This is a genomic window from Pseudomonas putida (assembly GCF_028682475.1).
In the GTDB taxonomy this organism is placed as follows: Bacteria; Pseudomonadota; Gammaproteobacteria; order Pseudomonadales; family Pseudomonadaceae; genus Aquipseudomonas; species Aquipseudomonas putida_AG.
Map to the genome: position 1 here is coordinate 97,477 of NZ_JANHLE010000018.1, position 16,984 is coordinate 114,460.

Sequence of the window (16,984 nt, forward strand, 5' to 3'; positions counted from 1 at the left end):
CCCGGTTCCTGGTGGAACCGGGCTTTTTTTATGTCTTGAATAACTATGCTGTTGTTTACTGTGACAACTTGCCGCATAGACGCAAGTCAAGAGCTACAAGGGATTGCGCCTTGCTTGCGGGCTAATCACCTTGTCAGAGAAGGGTCTTTTCATTAACATGCGGCAAATTTTTAGCAGTTCAGAAATTACTTAGTAGATGCCTGTTGTAACAGGCCATAAAGCTGATGGGAGAGGACTGAATGAGCAATGACGGCGTCAATGCAGGCCGGCGTCGCTTCCTGGTAGCAGCCACATCCGTGGTGGGTGCTGCAGGAGCGGTGGGGGCTGCGGTCCCGTTCGTGGGGTCATGGTTCCCCAGTGCCAAGGCGAAAGCCGCAGGTGCACCGGTGAAGGTCAATATCGCCAAGGTAGAGCCAGGTCAGCAGATGATTGCTGAATGGCGTGGCCAGCCGGTCTTCATCGTCCGCCGCACCGAAGAGATTCTTGGCAACCTCAAGAAGATCGCCGGCGACCTCTCCGACCCTGAATCCAAGGCATCGGTTCAACCCACCTACGTCAACCCGGAAAACCGTGCGATCAAGCCGGAAATCCTGGTGCTGGTCGGTCTGTGCACCCACCTGGGCTGCTCGCCAACATTCCGTCCTGAAGTCGCCCCGGTCGACCTGGGGCCGAAGTGGGTCGGCGGTTATTTCTGCCCGTGCCACGGTTCCCACTACGATCTCGCTGGCCGCGTCTACAAGTCCCAGCCGGCGCCGCTCAATCTGCCAGTGCCGCCGCACTCTTATGAGTCGGACGACATCATTGTCGTCGGCGTCGATCAGGAGAACGCGTGATGAGTAAGTTCATGGATTGGGTTGACGCCCGCTTCCCCGCGACCAAGATGTGGGAAGACCATCTCAGCAAGTATTACGCACCGAAGAACTTCAACTTCTTCTACTTTTTCGGCTCCCTGGCACTGCTGGTGCTGGTCAACCAGATCGTCACTGGTGTCTGGCTGACCATGAGCTTCACGCCGTCGGCCGAAGAGGCATTTGCCTCGGTCGAGTACATCATGCGTGACGTCGAGTACGGCTGGATCCTGCGCTACCTGCACTCCACCGGTGCGTCGGCGTTCTTCATTGTCGTCTACCTGCACATGTTCCGCGGTCTGCTGTACGGCTCGTACCAGAAGCCGCGCGAACTGGTCTGGGTGTTCGGCATGCTGATCTACCTGGCGCTGATGGCCGAAGCCTTCATGGGTTACCTGCTGCCTTGGGGCCAGATGTCCTACTGGGGGGCCCAGGTGATCATCTCGCTGTTCGGTGCGATTCCGGTGATCGGCGATGACCTGACCCAGTGGATCCGTGGTGACTACCTGATCTCCGGCATCACCCTGAACCGCTTCTTCGCCCTGCACGTGGTGGCCCTGCCGATCGTCATCCTCGGTCTGGTGGTGCTGCACATCCTGGCGCTGCACGAAGTCGGTTCGAACAACCCGGATGGCGTCGATATCAAGAAGCACAAGGACGAGAACGGTGTGCCGCTCGATGGTATCGCCTTCCACCCTTACTACACCGTGAAGGATATCGTCGGCGTCGTCGTGTTCCTCTTCGTGTTCTGTGCCGTGGTGTTCTTCTTCCCGGAAATGGGTGGTTACTTCCTGGAAAAACCGAACTTCGAGCAGGCTAACGCCTTCAAGACCCCTGAGCACATTGCCCCGGTCTGGTACTTCACGCCGTTCTACGCGATCTTGCGGGCGGTTCCGGACAAGCTCCTCGGCGTTATCGCCATGGGTGCTGCGATTGCCGTGCTGTTCGTCCTGCCTTGGCTCGACCGCAGTCCGGTCAAATCCATGCGCTACAAGGGCTGGATGAGCAAGATCTGGCTGCTGGTGTTCTGCATCTCGTTCGTGATCCTCGGTGTGCTCGGCGTACTGGCACCGACCCCGGGCCGCACGCTGCTGTCGCAGGTATGCACCTTCCTGTATTTCGCCTACTTCCTTCTGATGCCGTTCTACACCCGGCTCGAGAAGACCAAACCGGTTCCGGAAAGGGTGACTGGCTGATGAAAAAGCTATTTGCAGTATTGATTCTGGCAGTGATGCCCTCGTTGACCTTTGCGGCCGAAACTGGCCTGGTACTGGACAAGGTTGATATCGATCTGACCGACAAGGCCGCCATGCAGGACGGCGCGCGTACCTTTGCCAACTATTGCATGGGTTGCCACAGCGCCAAGTTCCAGCGTTATGAGCGGGTGGCTGACGACCTGGGCATTCCTCACGAGCTGATGCTCGAGAAGCTGGTGTTCACTGGCGCCAAGATCGGCGACCACATGAAGATCGGCATGAAGCCTGAAGATGCCAAGACCTGGTTCGGTGCTGCGCCGCCTGACCTGACCCTGGTTGCCCGGGTGCGTGGCACCGACTGGCTGTACAGCTATCTGCGCAGCTTCTACGAAGACAAGTCGCGTCCGTACGGGGTGAACAACAAGGTTTTCCCGAACGTCGGCATGCCTAACGTGCTGGTTGGCCTGCAAGGCAACCAGGTCATCGGTTGCAAGCAGGTGCAGACTGTCGTCGACGGCAAGAAGCAATTCGACCCGCTGACCGGCTCGCCGTTGACCCATGAAGCATGTGACCAGCTGACCGTGGAGCCGAAATCCGGTACCCTGACCGCAGAGCAGTTCGACGAGAAGGTCAAGAACCTGGTGACCTTCCTGGCTTACTCGGCTAACCCGGTCAAACTGGAAAGCCAGCGCATCGGCACCTACGTGCTGCTGTACCTGGCCTTCTTCTTCATATTCGCCTATCTGCTCAAGCGCGAATACTGGAAGGACGTGCACTGATCACGCAGTAGTTTCTGGTAGTTGAGCGCGCCCTGGGGGGCCTCTGGATAACGGAGGTTCCCGCAGGGCGCGTTTGCATTTGCAGCTTCTATAATTTCATCTGCGAGGAGGACCACTATGGGCGTGACCAACCGGTTAGCCTGCTACTCCGACCCCGCTGACCATTATTCTCATCGGGTGCGCATCGTTCTCGCCGAGAAGGGTGTCAGTGTCGAGATCATCAATGTCGATCCCGGACGCCTGCCGCCCAAGCTGGTCGAAGTGAACCCTTATGGCGGCGTACCGACCCTGGTCGATCGTGACCTGGCGCTGTACGAGTCGACGGTGGTGATGGAATACCTCGACGAACGCTACCCGCACCCGCCATTGCTGCCGGTTTATCCGGTGGCGCGGGCCAACAGCCGGCTGTTGATTCACCGTATCCAGCGTGACTGGTGTGCCCTGGTTGATCTGATTCTTGATCCGCGCAGCAAGGAAGCCGCCCGCGTCCAGGCCCGTAAGGAATTGCGTGAAAGCCTGACCGGCGTGTCGCCGTTGTTTGCCGACAAGCCGTGTTTCCTCAGTGAGGAGCAAAGTCTGGTTGATTGTTGTCTACTGCCCATACTCTGGCGCTTGCCGGTGTTGGGTATTGAACTGCCGCGGCCGGCCAAGCCGTTGCTCGATTACATGGAGCGACAGTTTGCCCGCGAAGCTTTCCAGGCAAGCCTGTCCGCTGCTGAACGTGAAATGCGCTAGGTTTTAAGGAGCTGTCGATGAACTCCAGTCGCCCCTATCTGGTACGTGCACTCTATGAGTGGATCGTGGATAACGACTGCACCCCGCATATGCTGGTCAACGCCGAGTACCCGAAGGTGCAGGTGCCCCAGGGCTTCGCCAGCGATGGCCAGATCGTCTTGAACATCTCACCCAATGCCGTACGTCATCTGCACATGGATAACGACGCTGTGAGCTTCGAGGGGCGCTTTGGTGGGGTTGCCCATACCCTGTTCGTGCCTGCTGGTGCGATTCTCGGTATTTATGCCCGGGAAAATGGTCAGGGCATGGTCTTCGAACTCGAGCCGCCGCTGCTCGACGACGATGAGTATGAAGACGACGAGGGCGTCGAGCCGGATGATGACGGTCCGCCAGCCGGCGGGCAGCCGCCGCGGCCAAGCGGGCGTCCGAGCCTGAAGGTCGTTAAGTAACAAAAAAGGCGATCCTGGTGGATCGCCTTTTTTGTAAGCGTGATTCGCGTTACAGCTCGGTGATGGTGCGGACCTGGTCCTTGTTGACGCGGGTCACTTTGCCATCCAGCTGTTCGAATTCGTAGAAGCCGGAGCTGCGCTCGTAGCGAGGGGCGTCGATTGCCTGGAATTCGCGGCCGTCGTTGAGGGTGATCAGGCTAGGGCTGGAGCAGCCAGCCAGGGTGGCGAAGGCGCCGATCAGAAGAGTCGACAGCAGGCCGTTTTTCATGGGGATTTCCTTGGGAATTATCGCGGGGCAAGCCCGCTCCCACTGTATTTCTCTGTGGGAGCGGGCTTGCCCCGCGATGGATTGTAAATCAGTCGATATATTCGAACAGCTTGACGATCTTCTGTACGCCCGACACGCCCTGCACCAGATTGGTGGCGCGGGTGGCTTCCTGTTGGGTCAGCAGGCCGAGCATGTAGACGATACCGTTCTCGGTGATCACCTTGATGCGTGAACCGGGAATGTTGCTGTCGGTGAGCATCTGCGCCTTGATCTTGGTGGTCAGCCAGGCGTCGTTGTTGCGCGCCAGGATCGAGGAGGGCGGCAGTACCTGCAGCTCGTTATGCACCTTTTTCACCCGCTGCACCTGTCCAGCAGCCTGTTCGGCCATGCTCTTGAGGTCGGCGCGCGGGGTTTGCCCGGCGAGCAGGACGATGCCGTTGAAGCTGCTGACAACGATGTGCGAATTCTTGTCCAGATCAGGGCTGGCCTTGGCTACGTTGACCGCTACCTTGGTCTCGATCAGCGAGTCATCGATCTTGCTGCCGAAGGTGCGGGTGCCGCGGTCGTCTTCGATCGGCTTGTCGCGGGTGGCGGTGAGAACCGAGCTGCAGCCGCTAAGGCTCAGGCACAGGGTCAGGGCCATCAGGCCGATGCGTTTAGGGGTCATTCTTCACTCCCGAACAATTGGCTGTCGATCAGGTCGCAGAGGCAGTGGATCGCCAGCAGGTGGACTTCCTGGATACGTGCGGTGACGTTGGCCGGAACGCGAATCTCGACGTCTTCGGGCAGCAGCAGCGAGGCCATGCCGCCGCCATCGCGTCCGGTCAGAGCTACGACAATCATTTCGCGATCATGTGCGGCCTGGATCGCCTGAATTATGTTTGCCGAGTTACCGCTGGTCGAAATTGCCAGCAGAACGTCCCCGGGTTGACCCAGGGCGCGGATCTGCTTGGAGAAGATTTCGTTGTAGCTGTAGTCGTTGGCAATCGAGGTAATGGTCGAGCTGTCGGTGGTCAGGGCGATGGCTGGCAGGCTCGGGCGCTCACGCTCGAAGCGGTTGAGCAGTTCGGAGGAGAAGTGCTGGGCATCGCCGGCCGAGCCACCGTTGCCGCAGGCGAGCATCTTGCCCTCGTTGAGCAGCGCGTTGACCATGACCTGACTGGCTTGCTCGATGTGCGGTGCAAGGACTTCCATCGCCTGTTGCTTGGTGTTGATGCTGGCCTGGAATAGCTGGCGAATTCGGGATTGCATGTCCATCAGTGAGACCTTAAGTAGGGCGGCTGGCCGGGCGTGTCGGGAGTGTACAGAAAAGGTCCCGGCACATGACTGTGCAGCCCGCGAAGCAAAGAGCGAAAAAGTTGTAAGGGTAAACGTGCAGGGTCAGGGCGGGCTCAGCATCCAAAGGCGTTTTTCAGCCATTGCAGCGCTTGGCCCGAGTGGCCTCTGCCTTGCACGGCGATCACATCGAAACGGCAGGGATGGTTGGCCCAGCGTGTTTCCTTGTGCAGAAAAGACTCGGCGGCTAGCACCAGTTTGTCCTGCTTGCGCCCGTCGATACTGCCGAGCGCGCCGCCAAAGTCCGCATGCAAGCGATAGCGAACTTCGACGAATACTACTGTATCGCTGTCGAGCATGACCAGATCAAGCTCGCCACCTTTGCATCGCCAGTTCTGCGCCAACAGGCGCAGGCCTTGCCCTTGAAGGTACTCAAGGGCATGCCGCTCGGCGGCCTGGCCTGCGTGTTGGCGTGAACTGTCGGGCATCAGCGTGGGGTGTCGGGCAGGCGTACGATCTGGCCGCCAGAGAACTCGGCCCATGGCAGCTGACGCTCGATGCGCTGGTTCGGGTTCATGCTCAGGCTGCCGGAGAAGCCTTCGATACGGCTATCCGGCAGAGCCTTGAGCTGGCCCAGGCGTGGCGCCAGGCTGTAGGCGTCGATACCCATGGCGTACAGGCGGCCGAGGCTGCCGTTGGCTTGTGGCCACTGGCTGACGACTTGCTGGCGCAGGGCGTTGTTGGTGTCGAGCAACCACGGTGTTTCGCAGAAGCGGATGCCGTTCATGTCGTTGTACTGGTTGACGTCACCGCTGGCGCTGTACAGGTGCGAAGTGGCATAGACCGGGACGTCACCGGCGTACTGGAAGTTCAGGGTCGGTTTGATCTGCTGGCCTTGCTGCGGGGTGGCGGCGAGGAAGATGAAGTCGATGTCCTGACGACGCGACGGCTGCGCCGAGACGTTGCCGCCAACGGTATTCTGCAGGCTCTTGGCGCGGCCTTCACTCTGGCGCAGCTGGAACAGATCGGCGATCTGCTGGGCCAGTGCTACCGGCTGGTCAACGTGCTCGGCGGCAAGCAGAGTGCCGCCCTTGGCTTCCCAGTCCTGGCGGAAGGCCTTGAGCACGCGGTCGCCCCATTCGCCGCGAGGAACCAGGGCCACGGCGCGAACCATGCCATCGGCGTGGGCGCGGCGCGAGACTTCGCGGGCTTCGTCTTCGGCGGCCAGGCCGAACTGGAACAACTGAGCCGGGCCGGTCTGGCCGGCATCGCTGTAGTTCAGGGCCAGGGTGGTGATTGGCAATTGCGGGCGCGCGGCCAGTTGTTTGACCAGCGGCTTTTCCAGCGGGCCAACGACCAGTTGCACGCCAGCGGCCTGCGCCTGACGGTAGAAGTCATCCAGCGAGGTGATGCGCGAGCTGTCGAACACTTCGACTGCCGGTGGCTTCTGTCCGGCTTGCTGGGCCTGGAAGTGTGCAGCCATGAAGCCGTCGCGCAGAGCGCGGGCAACACCGGCCAGTTGACCTTCCTGTGGCAGCAGCAGGGCAATCTTGGTCAGCGGCTGGCTGGCCATTTCCTTGAGCTTGACCAGCGCCAGTGGCAATTGCAGGGCAGCCGGGTGCTCGGGGTGCTGGCTGCGCCAGGTCTCGATGGCTACCTGTTGCTGTTCCAGGGTGCCGGCGCTTTTGACGGCCAGGGCCAGGCTGGCCCAGCCGGCGAGCGGGTCGCTGCCGGTGCTGGCGCTTTGCAGTTGATCGCTGGGCAGGGCTGCAACCAGGTTCCAGATGGCGTTCTGGTTGTCGCTGGCGGCGTTGCCGCTGAGCAGGGGAGCCAGGTCGACACGCGCTTGCGCGGCGGCCAGGGTCTGGCCATTGGCTTCCAGTACGCTGGCCTGCACGCTGCGGGTGCGCCGTTGTTGTTCGTCCGGCAGTTCACCCAGGCGCGCCAGGCTCGGGTGGCTCAGGGCGGTCAGTGCGGCTTTGGGCTGGTTGCGGCTCATGGCCAGCTCGGCGCTCAGCGTGCTGGCGAAGATCTGTTGGGCCGGTTTGAGTTGATCCATCGGCACCTGCTCGAGGATTCGCGCGGCGCGCACATTATCCTTTTGCTTGTGAGCCAGGTCGGCAGCGCTCAAGCGCAGCAGGGCGGCGTCTTCGGCTGTCTTGCTGGTGGTGGCCTGTTCAAGCAGTTGCTCGATGCTGGCGTCCGGGGTGCGCGGCAGTTCGCCGAGGCTCGACGAAGGCGAGCTGGCGCAGGCTGCCAGCAGGGCGGCGAGGCAAAGGGCTGTGAACAGCCGCAGGCAAGCGATCATGTAAAGGTCCTGTTACTCGATCAAATTAACTGGCAATTGTACCCAAGCACTGGCCAGGGCGCGATGTTGCTGGCGTTAATCCTTCAATATAGGTGCTGGAACGCAGCGTGCAGGCTGTGCAGGTTACGCATTGTTGCCGTCAGTCGGGCTACAATGGCGCTTTGTTCAACACGACAGGTGTGTGCTGTGACTGATGTTCCAGGGGCTTCCCATTCCACTGCTGGCACGCTTTACGTGGTGGCCACGCCCATCGGCAACCTGGATGACATGAGTGCGCGGGCGCTGAAGGTACTCAGCGATGTGGCCCTGATCGCCGCGGAAGACACGCGTCATTCCATTCGATTGTTGCAACACTTCGGCATCAATACCCCCTTGGCGGCTTGTCACGAGCACAATGAGCGGGAAGAGGGCAGTCGCTTTCTCACGCGTCTGCTGGCTGGCGATAACGTCGCGCTGATCTCCGATGCCGGTACGCCATTGATCTCGGACCCCGGCTACCACCTGGTACGTCAGGCGCGTGCCGCTGGGGTTGCAGTGGTGCCGGTGCCTGGTGCTTGTGCCTTGATCGCCGCGCTGTCGGCTGCCGGGCTACCGTCTGATCGCTTCATCTTTGAGGGTTTTCTGCCGGCCAAGGCGGTCGGTCGCAAAGCGCGTCTGAGCCAGGTCAAGGAAGAGCCGCGTACCCTGATCTTCTATGAGGCGCCGCACCGGATTCTCGAGTGCCTGCAAGATATGGAGGCCGTGTTTGGTCCCGAGCGTCCCGCTTTGCTGGCGCGCGAGCTGACCAAAACCTTCGAAACCCTCAAAGGCCTGCCGTTGGCTGAGTTGCGTGCGTTTGTCGAGGCTGACAGCAATCAGCAGCGTGGCGAATGCGTGGTATTGGTGGCCGGCTGGACTGCGCCGGAAGATGAGCAGGCGGTCAGCAGCGAAGCCATGCGCGTGCTCGACCTGCTGCTGGCAGAGATGCCGCTCAAGCGCGCTGCGGCGCTGGCGGCGGAAATTACCGGCGTGCGCAAGAATTTGTTGTATCAGGCGGCTCTGGAAAAACAGAAAGACAACTAGTGGCTTTGTGCTACGGTTTGTTTTATCGCTTGTTCTTGAGCGTCTCTGCCGTTAACCTTTGCGGCGGAGAGTCGATCGGACAGTCGCTGCCTTCTTTTGTTCCGCAAAAGAGGGGGGAGGAAAGTCCGGGCTCCATAGGGCAGAGTGCCAGGTAACGCCTGGGAGGCGCGAGCCTACGGAAAGTGCCACAGAAAACAACCGCCTAAGCACTTCGGTGCCGGTAAGGGTGAAAAGGTGCGGTAAGAGCGCACCGCACGACTGGCAACAGTTCGTGGCTAGGTAAACCCCACTCGGAGCAAGACCAAATAGGGTTCCATATGGCGCGGCCCGCGTTGGAACCGGGTAGGTTGCTAGAGGCGTCCAGTGATGGCCGTCGTAGAGGAATGACTGTCCTCGACAAAACCCGGCTTACAGATCGACTCTCCACCTCTTCCCCTCCTGCTTGATTCGATAGCAGATGTGTCTTGGTAATACCAAAAAAATCTTACTCTTAATAAATCACTTTAACTTTGGGCTCTATTTGCCTGAGTGAGTTTGATTTTTTTTGTCAAAAACCTCTCCGATTTGTCCTTTCTTCTTCTCTCCATGCGCTAAATCTCCGATCTGTAAGGGATTTCCTTATAAGCGTGCCTTGACGGTGTGGTAGGCGGATTCCTATAGTGTGCGCAAGTGGCAGAAAGTGGCATGAAGTGGGTTTTCTGATCACAAAAAAGCTAACAAGTGGGGAATCGCAGCCGTGTTCCGCGGAGCCAACGCTATCAACCTCGACGCAAAGGGCCGTCTCGCAATGCCGAGCCGGTACCGTGACGAGCTCGATTCGCGTAGTTCCGGGCAGTTGATCGTGACTATCGACGCAGTAGACCCTTGCTTGTGTGTATACCCGCTCGATGAGTGGGAACTGATTGAAGCCAAGTTACGCGCCTTGCCGTCATTGCGTGAAGAGAACCGTCGCCTGCAGCGTTTGCTGATCGGCAACGCGGTGGATCTGGAGCTTGATGGCAGTGGGCGTTTCCTGGTGCCTCCGCGTTTGCGCGAATACGCCAAGCTCGACAAGAAGGCGATGCTGGTGGGGCAACTGAACAAATTTCAGCTGTGGGACGAGGACGCCTGGAACGCAGTTTCGGCAGCCGACCTTGCAGCTATCCAACAACCGGGCGCCATGCCTGATGAACTGCGTGATTTGATCCTGTGACTATAGATAGCGGCTTTAACCACATCACCGTACTGCTTGACGAAGCCGTCGAGGCTCTCGCCGTACGCGCCGATGGCTGCTATCTGGATGGCACCTTCGGGCGTGGCGGGCACAGTCGTCTGATTCTCAGCAAGCTCGGGCCGCAAGGACGGTTGCTGGGTTTTGACAAAGATCCTCAAGCGATTGCCACCGGGCAAGCGCTGGCGGCCGAAGACGGCCGCTTTGTCATTGTACAGCGCAGTTTTGCCGAGCTGGGTGATGAAGTCGCGCAGCGCGGCCTGGCCGGCAAGGTCAGCGGCATTCTGATGGATCTGGGCGTTTCTTCGCCACAGCTCGATGACCCGGAACGCGGCTTCAGCTTTCTCAACGACGGTCCGCTGGATATGCGCATGGACCCGTCGCGCGGCATCAGCGCAGCCGAGTTCATTGCCACCGCCCCGGCCGAAGAGATCGCCCGGGTATTCAAGGAATATGGCGAAGAGCGTTTTGCCAAGCGTATGGCCAATGCGGTCGTGGCGCGTCGCGAAATCCAGCCTTTTGAACGCACGGCCGATCTGGCTGAAGTGCTCAAGGTGGCCAACCCTGCCTGGGAAAAGGGCAAGAACCCGGCGACCCGTGCCTTCCAGGGGCTGCGTATTCACGTCAATAACGAACTGGGTGACCTGGAAGCCGGTCTGGACGCCGCGCTCGAGGCCCTGGAGGTCGGCGGCCGTCTGGTGGTGATCAGCTTCCATTCCCTGGAAGACCGCATCGTCAAACTGTTCATGCGCAAACTGGTCAAGGGCGAAGCCGACAACCTGCCGCGCAACCTGCCGGTGCAGCACAAGCATTTCGAGCCGAAGATCAAGCTGATCGGCAAGGCGCAATTCGCCTCTGAAGCTGAGCTCAAGGCCAACCCACGTTCGCGCAGTGCCGTTATGCGCGTCGCCGAGAAACTGCGGTGAGCCGCTTGTTCGCCAAGCCTTTGCCAGGCGGAAGCTTCCTGATGCTTCTGCTGTTCATTGCCGTGCTCGTTTCTTCGGTGGCGGTGTCGTACAGCGCGCACTGGAACCGTCAGCTGCTCAACACCCTTTACGGCGAGCTCAGCGAGCGTGACAAGGCGCAGGCCGAATGGGGCCGGTTGATCCTTGAGCAGAGCACCTGGACAGCACACAGCCGGATCGAGAACCTGGCCAGTGAACAACTGAAGATGCGTATTCCGGCCGCCGACGAAGTACGGATGGTGGCGCCATGATGAAACTCGAAGGCGCACTCTACCCATGGCGCTTCCGCGTGGTCATCGCCTTGCTGGCCGTCATGGTCGGTGCGATTGCCTGGCGCATCATCGACCTGCAGGTGGTCGACCGTGACTTCCTCAAAGGTCAGGGCGATGCCCGCAGCTTGCGCCATATCCCGATTCCTGCACACCGCGGACTTATCACCGACCGTAATGGTGAACCACTGGCCGTCAGTACCCCGGTCACCACCCTGTGGGCCAACCCCAAGGAAATGCAGGCTTACAAGGAGCGCTGGCCGGCACTGGCCGCCGCGCTCAAGCAAAGCCCGCAGCAGCTGACCCAGCGCCTGGAACAACAGGCCAACAAAGAATTCATTTATCTGGTGCGTGGCCTGACCCCGGAGCAGGGGCAGGTGGTGCTTGATCTGAAGGTTCCTGGTGTCTACGGCATCGAGGAATTTCGGCGTTTCTACCCGGCCGGCGATGTTGCCGCGCACATGGTCGGCTTTACCGACCTCGATGATCACGGTCGCGAAGGGGTGGAGCTGGCCTACGATGAGTGGCTGGCCGGCGTGCCCGGCAAGCGCCAGGTCATCAAGGACCGGCGTGGCCGGCTGATCAAAGACATCCAGGTAACCAAAAACGCCAAGGCCGGAAAGACCTTGGCGTTGTCCATCGACCTGCGCCTGCAATACCTGGCGACCCGCGAGCTGCGCAACGCGATTGCCGAGCAGGAAGCCAAGGCCGGTAGCCTGGTGATTCTCGATGTGAAGACCGGTGAAGTGCTGGCCATGGTCAACCAGCCCACCTACAACCCCAACAACCGTCGCAGCATGTTCCCGGCGGCCATGCGTAACCGCGCGATCATCGACGTGTTCGAGCCCGGTTCCACGGTCAAACCGCTGTCGATGAGTGCTGCGCTGCAGAGCGGGCGCTGGAAGCCGACCGACAAGGTCGAAGTCTACCCGGGTACCTTGCAGCTGGGCCGTTACACCATTCGTGACGTATCCAAGAGTGAAGGCCCGATCCTTGACCTGACCGGCATCCTGATCAACTCCAGTAACGTCGGCATGAGCAAGATCGCCTTCGATATCGGTGGTGAGTCGATCTATCGCGTCATGTCCCAGCTCGGTCTGGGGCAGTACACCGGCCTGGGCTTCCCGGGTGAGCGGGTCGGTAACCTGCCGAACCACCGTGAGTGGCGCAAGGCCGAAACCGCGACCCTGTCCTACGGCTACGGCCTGTCGGTGACCGCGCTGCAGCTGGTGCATGCCTACGCTGCGCTGGCCAACGACGGTAAGATGGTGCCGTTGAGCATCCTTAAAGTCGACAAGACGCCAGAGTCCACCCAGGTGGTGCCGGTCGAAGTCGCCAAGACCATCCAGGGCATGGTCCAGCAGGTTATCGAAGCGCCGCGCGGCGTGTTCCGTGCCCAGGTGCCGTTCTATCACGTCGGTGGCAAGAGTGGTACGGCGCGTAAGGCGACGATCGGTTCCAAGGGTTACACCGAAAATTCCTACCGCTCGCTGTTCGCCGGCTTCGGCCCGATGAGCGACCCGCGTTATGCCGTGGTAGTGGTCATCGACGAGCCGAGCAAAGGTGGCTACTTCGGTGGTCTGGTCTCGGCACCGGTATTCAGCAAAGTCATGTCCGGCACGTTGCGCCTGATGAACATTCCGCCGGACAACCTGCCGCCGGCGACTCCACAGCAGCAGGTTGATGCTGCGCCCGCCAAAGGAGGGCGCGGTTGATGACAATGCCATTGAGTAAGCTTTTCACCCAGGCCAGCAGCGATCCGTCGATCCGCGAGTTGACCCTGGACAGCCGCAATGTGCGTCCGGGCGACCTGTTTCTGGCGGTCCCTGGTGCGCAGGTTGACGGTCGCGAGCACATTGCCGATGCGCTCAAACGCGGCGCGGCAGCTGTGGCCTATGAAGCGCAAGGCGCCACGGTGCTGCCGATCACCGATAAACCGCTGATTCCGGTCAAGGGCCTGATTGCCCAGTTGTCGGATATTGCCGGGCGCTTTTATGGCGAGCCGAGCCGTCAGCTGAATCTGGTTGGCGTCACTGGCACCAACGGCAAGACCAGCGTCACTCAACTGGTGGCCCAAGCCTTGGACAAACTAGGTCAGCGCTGCGGCCTGATTGGCACCCTGGGCACGGGTTTCTATGGCGAGCTGCAAAGCGGCCGCTTGACCACGCCGGATCCGATTGCCGTGCAAGCGACCTTGAACGACCTGAAGAAGGGCGGGGCCAAGGCCGTGGCGATGGAGGTTTCTTCCCACGCCCTCGATCAGGGCCGGGTTGCGGCGCTGGCGTTCGACATTGCAGTGATGACCAACCTGTCACGCGATCACCTGGATTACCACGGCAGCATGCAGGCTTACGAAGACGCCAAGGCGCGTCTGTTCGCCTGGCCAAACCTGCGTTGCCGGGTGGTCAACCTCGATGATGACTTCGGTCGTCGCCTGGCGGCCGAGAAGGGCGAGTCACGTCTGATCAGCTACAGCCTCAAGGATCCTGCCGCTTCGCTGTACTGCCGCGAAGCACATTTTGACGACGACGGCGTGCGCGCCGTGATTGTCACGGCCCAGGGTGAGCATTCCCTGCGCAGCCGCCTGCTTGGCCGCTTCAACCTGAGCAACATGCTGGCTGCGGTCGGCACCCTGCTGGCGCTGGACTACGCGCTGGATGAAATTCTCAAGGTCACTCCGATGCTGGAAGGGCCGATCGGCCGTATGCAGCGCCTGGGTGGCGGCAGCAAACCCTTGGTGGTAGTCGATTACGCCCACACCCCCGATGCGCTTGAGCAAGTCCTTCAGGCCCTGCGTCCGCACGCCAAAGGCCGGTTGCTGTGCCTGTTCGGCTGCGGCGGGGATCGTGATCGCGGCAAGCGTCCATTGATGGCCGAAGTGGCCGAGCGTCTGGCTGACCGTGTGCTGGTCACCGACGACAACCCGCGTACAGAAGACCCGCAGCAGATCTTTGCTGATATCCGTCCAGGTTTTATCAAGGCCGATGCGGTCGAGTTCGTCGCCGGGCGCGGCACGGCCATCGCCCAGCTGATCGCCAGCGCCGCTGTTGACGATGTCATCGTCCTGGCTGGCAAAGGCCACGAGGACTATCAGGAAATCAACGGTCAGCGTCACGACTTTTCCGACCTGGTGGAAGCCGAAAAAGCCCTCGCCGTCTGGGAGGCCCCTCATGCTTAAGCCATTGACCCTCAGCCAGTTGACCGCACCGCTGCAAGGCCGCCTGCTGGGTGCAGATGCAACCTTCGACGGCGTCAGCATCGACAGCCGCGCAATCGTTGCCGGGCAACTGTTTGTCGCCTTGGCCGGGCCACGTTTTGATGGTCACGACTACCTTGACGACGTGCAGGCCAAGGGTGCTGTTGCTGCTCTGGTCGAGCGCGAAGTGCCAGGCAGCAGCTTGCCGCAGTTGCTGGTTGCCGATTGCCGCCTGGCCCTTGGTCAGTTGGGGGCGCTGAACCGTGCTGCCTTCGACAAGCCTGTTGCCGCCATCACCGGTTCCAGCGGCAAGACCACGGTCAAGGAAATGCTTGCCAGCATTCTGCGTACCCGCGGTCCGGTCCTGGCCACGCGTGGCAACCTGAACAATGACCTCGGTGCACCGCTGACCCTGCTCGATATCGCTCCGGAACACACCGCGGCGGTCATCGAGCTGGGCGCTTCGCGCATCGGCGAGATTGCCTACACCGTTGGCCTGACCAAGCCACAAGTGGCGCTGATCAATAATGCCGGTACCGCGCATGTCGGCGAGTTCGGTGGTCCGGAGAAGATTGTCGAAGCCAAGGGCGAGATCCTCGAAGGTCTGGGTCAGGATGGCGTAGCTGTATTGAACCTTGATGACAAAGCCTTCGGCCCCTGGAAGCACCGCGCCGGTCATCGTCCGCTGCTGACCTTCGCCTTGAACAATACTGGCGCGGATTTCCATGCTGGCAACATCGCTCATGACCCGCGCGGTTGCCCAGCGTTCGACCTGCACAGCCCGTTGGGCGTGGGGCGCGTCCAGCTCAACCTGCTCGGCACCCACAACGTTGCCAACGCACTGGCCGCCGCCGCCGCCGCGCATGCCTTTGGTCTGACGCTGGACGGAATCGTCCAGGGCTTGAATGCCGTGCAACCCGTCAAAGGCCGCACTGTCGTACAGATGGCGCCGAACGGCGTACGGGTGATTGACGACACTTACAATGCAAACCCCACCTCCATGTGCGCTGCCGTTGATATACTCGCCGGCTTTTCCGGACGCACCGTCCTGGTGCTCGGGGATATCGGCGAATTGGGCCAGTGGGCTGAGGAAGGGCATCGGCAGGTAGGCGAATACGCCAAAGATAAAGTATCGGCGCTGTATGCGGTGGGGCCGAACATGGCTCACGCAGTGGCAGCGTTTGGCGCCAATGCCCGACATTTCGCTAATCAAGCTGACCTGATCGATGCCGTTCGCGGCGAGCAGGCCACCAATACCACTATTTTGATCAAGGGTTCGCGCAGCGCTGCGATGGAAAACGTCGTGGCGGCTTTGTGCGGTTCCAGCGGGGAGAAACATTAATGCTGCTGCTGCTGGCTGAGTATCTGCAACAGTTCTACAAAGGCTTCGCGGTCTTTCAGTACCTGTCCCTGCGCGGGATTCTGGGTGTACTGACCGCGTTGTCGCTGGCCCTGTGGTTGGGCCCCTGGATGATTCGTACCCTGCAGATTCGCCAGATCGGTCAAGCGGTTCGTAACGACGGCCCGCAATCGCACCTGTCAAAATCCGGCACGCCGACCATGGGTGGTGCCCTGATTCTTTCGGCTATCGGTATCAGCACCTTGCTCTGGGCCGACCTGACCAACCGTTATGTCTGGGTAGTCCTGATCGTTACCTTGCTGTTCGGCGCCATCGGCTGGGTCGATGACTACCGCAAGGTGATCGAGAAGAACTCGCGTGGCCTGCCAAGCCGCTGGAAGTATTTCTGGCAGTCGGTGTTCGGCCTGGGGGCGGCGATCTTCCTGTACATGACTGCACCAACCAGCGTCGAAACCTCGCTGATCGTGCCGATGCTCAAGGATGTCACCATCCCGCTGGGTATCGGATTCGTGGTGCTGACCTACTTCGTCATCGTCGGTTCGAGCAACGCGGTGAACCTGACCGACGGCCTCGATGGCCTGGCGATCATGCCAACCGTGATGGTCGGCGGCGCCCTGGGGATCTTCTGCTACCTGTCGGGCAACGTGAAATTCGCTGAGTACCTGCTGATTCCGTACGTGCCGGGCGCCGGTGAGCTGATCGTATTCTGCGGCGCGCTGATCGGTGCCGGTCTGGGCTTCCTGTGGTTCAACACCTATCCGGCCCAGGTGTTCATGGGCGACGTCGGTGCCCTGGCACTGGGTGCGGCGCTGGGCACCATCGCGGTCATCGTGCGCCAGGAAATCGTCCTGTTCATCATGGGCGGCGTGTTCGTCATGGAGACCCTGTCGGTAGTGATCCAGGTGGCCTCGTTCAAGCTGACCGGCAAGCGAGTGTTCCGTATGGCTCCGATTCATCACCACTTTGAACTCAAGGGTTGGCCCGAGCCGCGGGTGATCGTCCGTTTCTGGATTATCACCGTGATTCTGGTGCTGATCGGCCTTGCCACCCTGAAACTGAGGTAG

18 protein-coding genes and 1 other RNA gene are annotated in these 16,984 nt (G+C 60.6%); 14 read left to right on the top strand and 5 right to left on the bottom strand.

Annotated features, from left to right (window positions below):
* Positions 1–239: 239 nt before the first annotated feature.
* The 5 genes from petA to NPS47_RS16395 all read left to right on the top strand — a co-directional run bounded on the left by petA (position 240) and on the right by NPS47_RS16395 (position 4,007).
* Positions 240–833, top strand: a complete 594-nt coding sequence (gene petA, locus NPS47_RS16375) for a ubiquinol-cytochrome c reductase iron-sulfur subunit (RefSeq protein WP_107025092.1) — start codon at positions 240–242, stop codon at positions 831–833.
* Entirely contained in the window at positions 833–2,044 is a 1,212-nt protein-coding gene (locus tag NPS47_RS16380) for a cytochrome b (RefSeq protein WP_274295886.1), read from the top strand. The genes petA and NPS47_RS16380 overlap by 1 nt, the downstream gene beginning before the upstream one ends.
* A complete protein-coding gene (locus NPS47_RS16385) occupies positions 2,044–2,823 on the top strand; it encodes a cytochrome c1 (RefSeq protein ID WP_274295887.1) in 780 nt (259 codons plus the stop codon). The genes NPS47_RS16380 and NPS47_RS16385 overlap by 1 nt, the downstream gene beginning before the upstream one ends.
* Before the next feature lie 117 nt (positions 2,824–2,940).
* Positions 2,941–3,558, top strand: coding sequence for a glutathione S-transferase N-terminal domain-containing protein (locus NPS47_RS16390; protein WP_038607195.1), 618 nt, complete (start codon positions 2,941–2,943; stop codon positions 3,556–3,558).
* 17 nt (positions 3,559–3,575) lie between these two features.
* Positions 3,576–4,007, top strand: a complete 432-nt coding sequence (locus tag NPS47_RS16395; protein ID WP_274295888.1) for a ClpXP protease specificity-enhancing factor — start codon at positions 3,576–3,578, stop codon at positions 4,005–4,007.
* 49 nt (positions 4,008–4,056) lie between these two features.
* Here NPS47_RS16395 and NPS47_RS16400 read toward each other — a convergent pair whose 3' ends face one another.
* The 5 genes from NPS47_RS16400 to NPS47_RS16420 form a co-directional block, all read right to left on the bottom strand.
* Positions 4,057–4,275, bottom strand: a complete 219-nt coding sequence (locus NPS47_RS16400) for a YgdI/YgdR family lipoprotein (RefSeq protein ID WP_274295889.1) — start codon at positions 4,273–4,275, stop codon at positions 4,057–4,059.
* Between the two features lie 88 nt (positions 4,276–4,363).
* Positions 4,364–4,942 (bottom strand): BON domain-containing protein, encoded by a 579-nt coding sequence (locus NPS47_RS16405; RefSeq protein ID WP_157191228.1) that lies wholly within the window; start codon positions 4,940–4,942, stop codon positions 4,364–4,366.
* The gene (locus NPS47_RS16410) at positions 4,939–5,532 is read right to left on the bottom strand and encodes a phosphoheptose isomerase (protein WP_026001179.1); all 594 of its coding nucleotides are present in this window, start codon (positions 5,530–5,532) and stop codon (positions 4,939–4,941) included. The genes NPS47_RS16405 and NPS47_RS16410 overlap by 4 nt, the downstream gene beginning before the upstream one ends.
* Positions 5,533–5,666: 134 nt before the next feature.
* Positions 5,667–6,038, bottom strand: coding sequence for a YraN family protein (locus NPS47_RS16415; protein WP_038607209.1), 372 nt, complete (start codon positions 6,036–6,038; stop codon positions 5,667–5,669).
* Positions 6,038–7,858, bottom strand: a complete 1,821-nt coding sequence (locus NPS47_RS16420) for a penicillin-binding protein activator (RefSeq protein ID WP_274295890.1) — start codon at positions 7,856–7,858, stop codon at positions 6,038–6,040. Before NPS47_RS16420 ends, NPS47_RS16415 begins: the two co-directional genes overlap by 1 nt.
* 186 nt (positions 7,859–8,044) lie before the next feature.
* Between NPS47_RS16420 and rsmI the strand changes: the two genes are divergently transcribed.
* The 9 genes from rsmI (at position 8,045) to mraY (ending at position 16,984) form a co-directional block, all read left to right on the top strand.
* Positions 8,045–8,920, top strand: a complete 876-nt coding sequence (gene rsmI, locus NPS47_RS16425; RefSeq protein ID WP_274295891.1) for a 16S rRNA (cytidine(1402)-2'-O)-methyltransferase — start codon at positions 8,045–8,047, stop codon at positions 8,918–8,920.
* A gap of 67 nt (positions 8,921–8,987) precedes the next feature.
* Positions 8,988–9,347: RNase P RNA component class A (gene rnpB, locus NPS47_RS16430), an RNA gene on the top strand.
* Between the two features lie 309 nt (positions 9,348–9,656).
* The gene (gene mraZ, locus NPS47_RS16435; RefSeq protein WP_010220775.1) at positions 9,657–10,112 is read left to right on the top strand and encodes a division/cell wall cluster transcriptional repressor MraZ; all 456 of its coding nucleotides are present in this window, start codon (positions 9,657–9,659) and stop codon (positions 10,110–10,112) included.
* The gene (rsmH, locus tag NPS47_RS16440) at positions 10,109–11,056 is read left to right on the top strand and encodes a 16S rRNA (cytosine(1402)-N(4))-methyltransferase RsmH (RefSeq protein WP_425313516.1); all 948 of its coding nucleotides are present in this window, start codon (positions 10,109–10,111) and stop codon (positions 11,054–11,056) included. Before mraZ ends, rsmH begins: the two co-directional genes overlap by 4 nt.
* Positions 11,053–11,346: a cell division protein FtsL gene (ftsL, locus tag NPS47_RS16445; RefSeq protein WP_028943284.1), complete on the top strand. Its 294-nt coding sequence runs from the start codon at positions 11,053–11,055 to the stop codon at positions 11,344–11,346. The genes rsmH and ftsL overlap by 4 nt, the downstream gene beginning before the upstream one ends.
* Positions 11,346–13,079, top strand: a complete 1,734-nt coding sequence (locus NPS47_RS16450) for a peptidoglycan D,D-transpeptidase FtsI family protein (RefSeq protein ID WP_274295907.1) — start codon at positions 11,346–11,348, stop codon at positions 13,077–13,079. The genes ftsL and NPS47_RS16450 overlap by 1 nt, the downstream gene beginning before the upstream one ends.
* Complete coding sequence (locus NPS47_RS16455; protein ID WP_274295892.1) at positions 13,079–14,542, top strand: UDP-N-acetylmuramoyl-L-alanyl-D-glutamate--2,6-diaminopimelate ligase; 1,464 nt, start codon at positions 13,079–13,081, stop codon at positions 14,540–14,542. Before NPS47_RS16450 ends, NPS47_RS16455 begins: the two co-directional genes overlap by 1 nt.
* Positions 14,535–15,902: a UDP-N-acetylmuramoyl-tripeptide--D-alanyl-D-alanine ligase gene (locus tag NPS47_RS16460; protein ID WP_274295893.1), complete on the top strand. Its 1,368-nt coding sequence runs from the start codon at positions 14,535–14,537 to the stop codon at positions 15,900–15,902. Before NPS47_RS16455 ends, NPS47_RS16460 begins: the two co-directional genes overlap by 8 nt.
* Entirely contained in the window at positions 15,902–16,984 is a 1,083-nt protein-coding gene (gene mraY, locus NPS47_RS16465; RefSeq protein ID WP_274295894.1) for a phospho-N-acetylmuramoyl-pentapeptide-transferase, read from the top strand. Before NPS47_RS16460 ends, mraY begins: the two co-directional genes overlap by 1 nt.

Excerpts from the sequence above, each read along its gene's own strand:
- petA (WP_107025092.1), top strand. The coding sequence starts at position 240 with ATGAGCAATGACGGCGTCAATGCAGGCCGGCGTCGCTTCCTGGTAGCA.
- NPS47_RS16380 (WP_274295886.1), top strand. The coding sequence starts at position 833 with ATGAGTAAGTTCATGGATTGGGTTGACGCCCGCTTCCCCGCGACCAAG.
- NPS47_RS16385 (WP_274295887.1), top strand. The coding sequence starts at position 2,044 with ATGAAAAAGCTATTTGCAGTATTGATTCTGGCAGTGATGCCCTCGTTG.
- NPS47_RS16390 (WP_038607195.1), top strand. The coding sequence starts at position 2,941 with ATGGGCGTGACCAACCGGTTAGCCTGCTACTCCGACCCCGCTGACCAT.
- NPS47_RS16395 (WP_274295888.1), top strand. The coding sequence starts at position 3,576 with ATGAACTCCAGTCGCCCCTATCTGGTACGTGCACTCTATGAGTGGATC.
- NPS47_RS16400 (WP_274295889.1), bottom strand. The coding sequence starts at position 4,275 with ATGAAAAACGGCCTGCTGTCGACTCTTCTGATCGGCGCCTTCGCCACC.
- NPS47_RS16405 (WP_157191228.1), bottom strand. The coding sequence starts at position 4,942 with ATGACCCCTAAACGCATCGGCCTGATGGCCCTGACCCTGTGCCTGAGC.
- NPS47_RS16410 (WP_026001179.1), bottom strand. The coding sequence starts at position 5,532 with ATGGACATGCAATCCCGAATTCGCCAGCTATTCCAGGCCAGCATCAAC.
- NPS47_RS16415 (WP_038607209.1), bottom strand. The coding sequence starts at position 6,038 with ATGCCCGACAGTTCACGCCAACACGCAGGCCAGGCCGCCGAGCGGCAT.
- NPS47_RS16420 (WP_274295890.1), bottom strand. The coding sequence starts at position 7,858 with ATGATCGCTTGCCTGCGGCTGTTCACAGCCCTTTGCCTCGCCGCCCTG.
- NPS47_RS16450 (WP_274295907.1), top strand. The coding sequence starts at position 11,346 with ATGAAACTCGAAGGCGCACTCTACCCATGGCGCTTCCGCGTGGTCATC.
- NPS47_RS16455 (WP_274295892.1), top strand. The coding sequence starts at position 13,079 with ATGACAATGCCATTGAGTAAGCTTTTCACCCAGGCCAGCAGCGATCCG.
- NPS47_RS16460 (WP_274295893.1), top strand. The coding sequence starts at position 14,535 with ATGCTTAAGCCATTGACCCTCAGCCAGTTGACCGCACCGCTGCAAGGC.
- mraY (WP_274295894.1), top strand. The coding sequence starts at position 15,902 with ATGCTGCTGCTGCTGGCTGAGTATCTGCAACAGTTCTACAAAGGCTTC.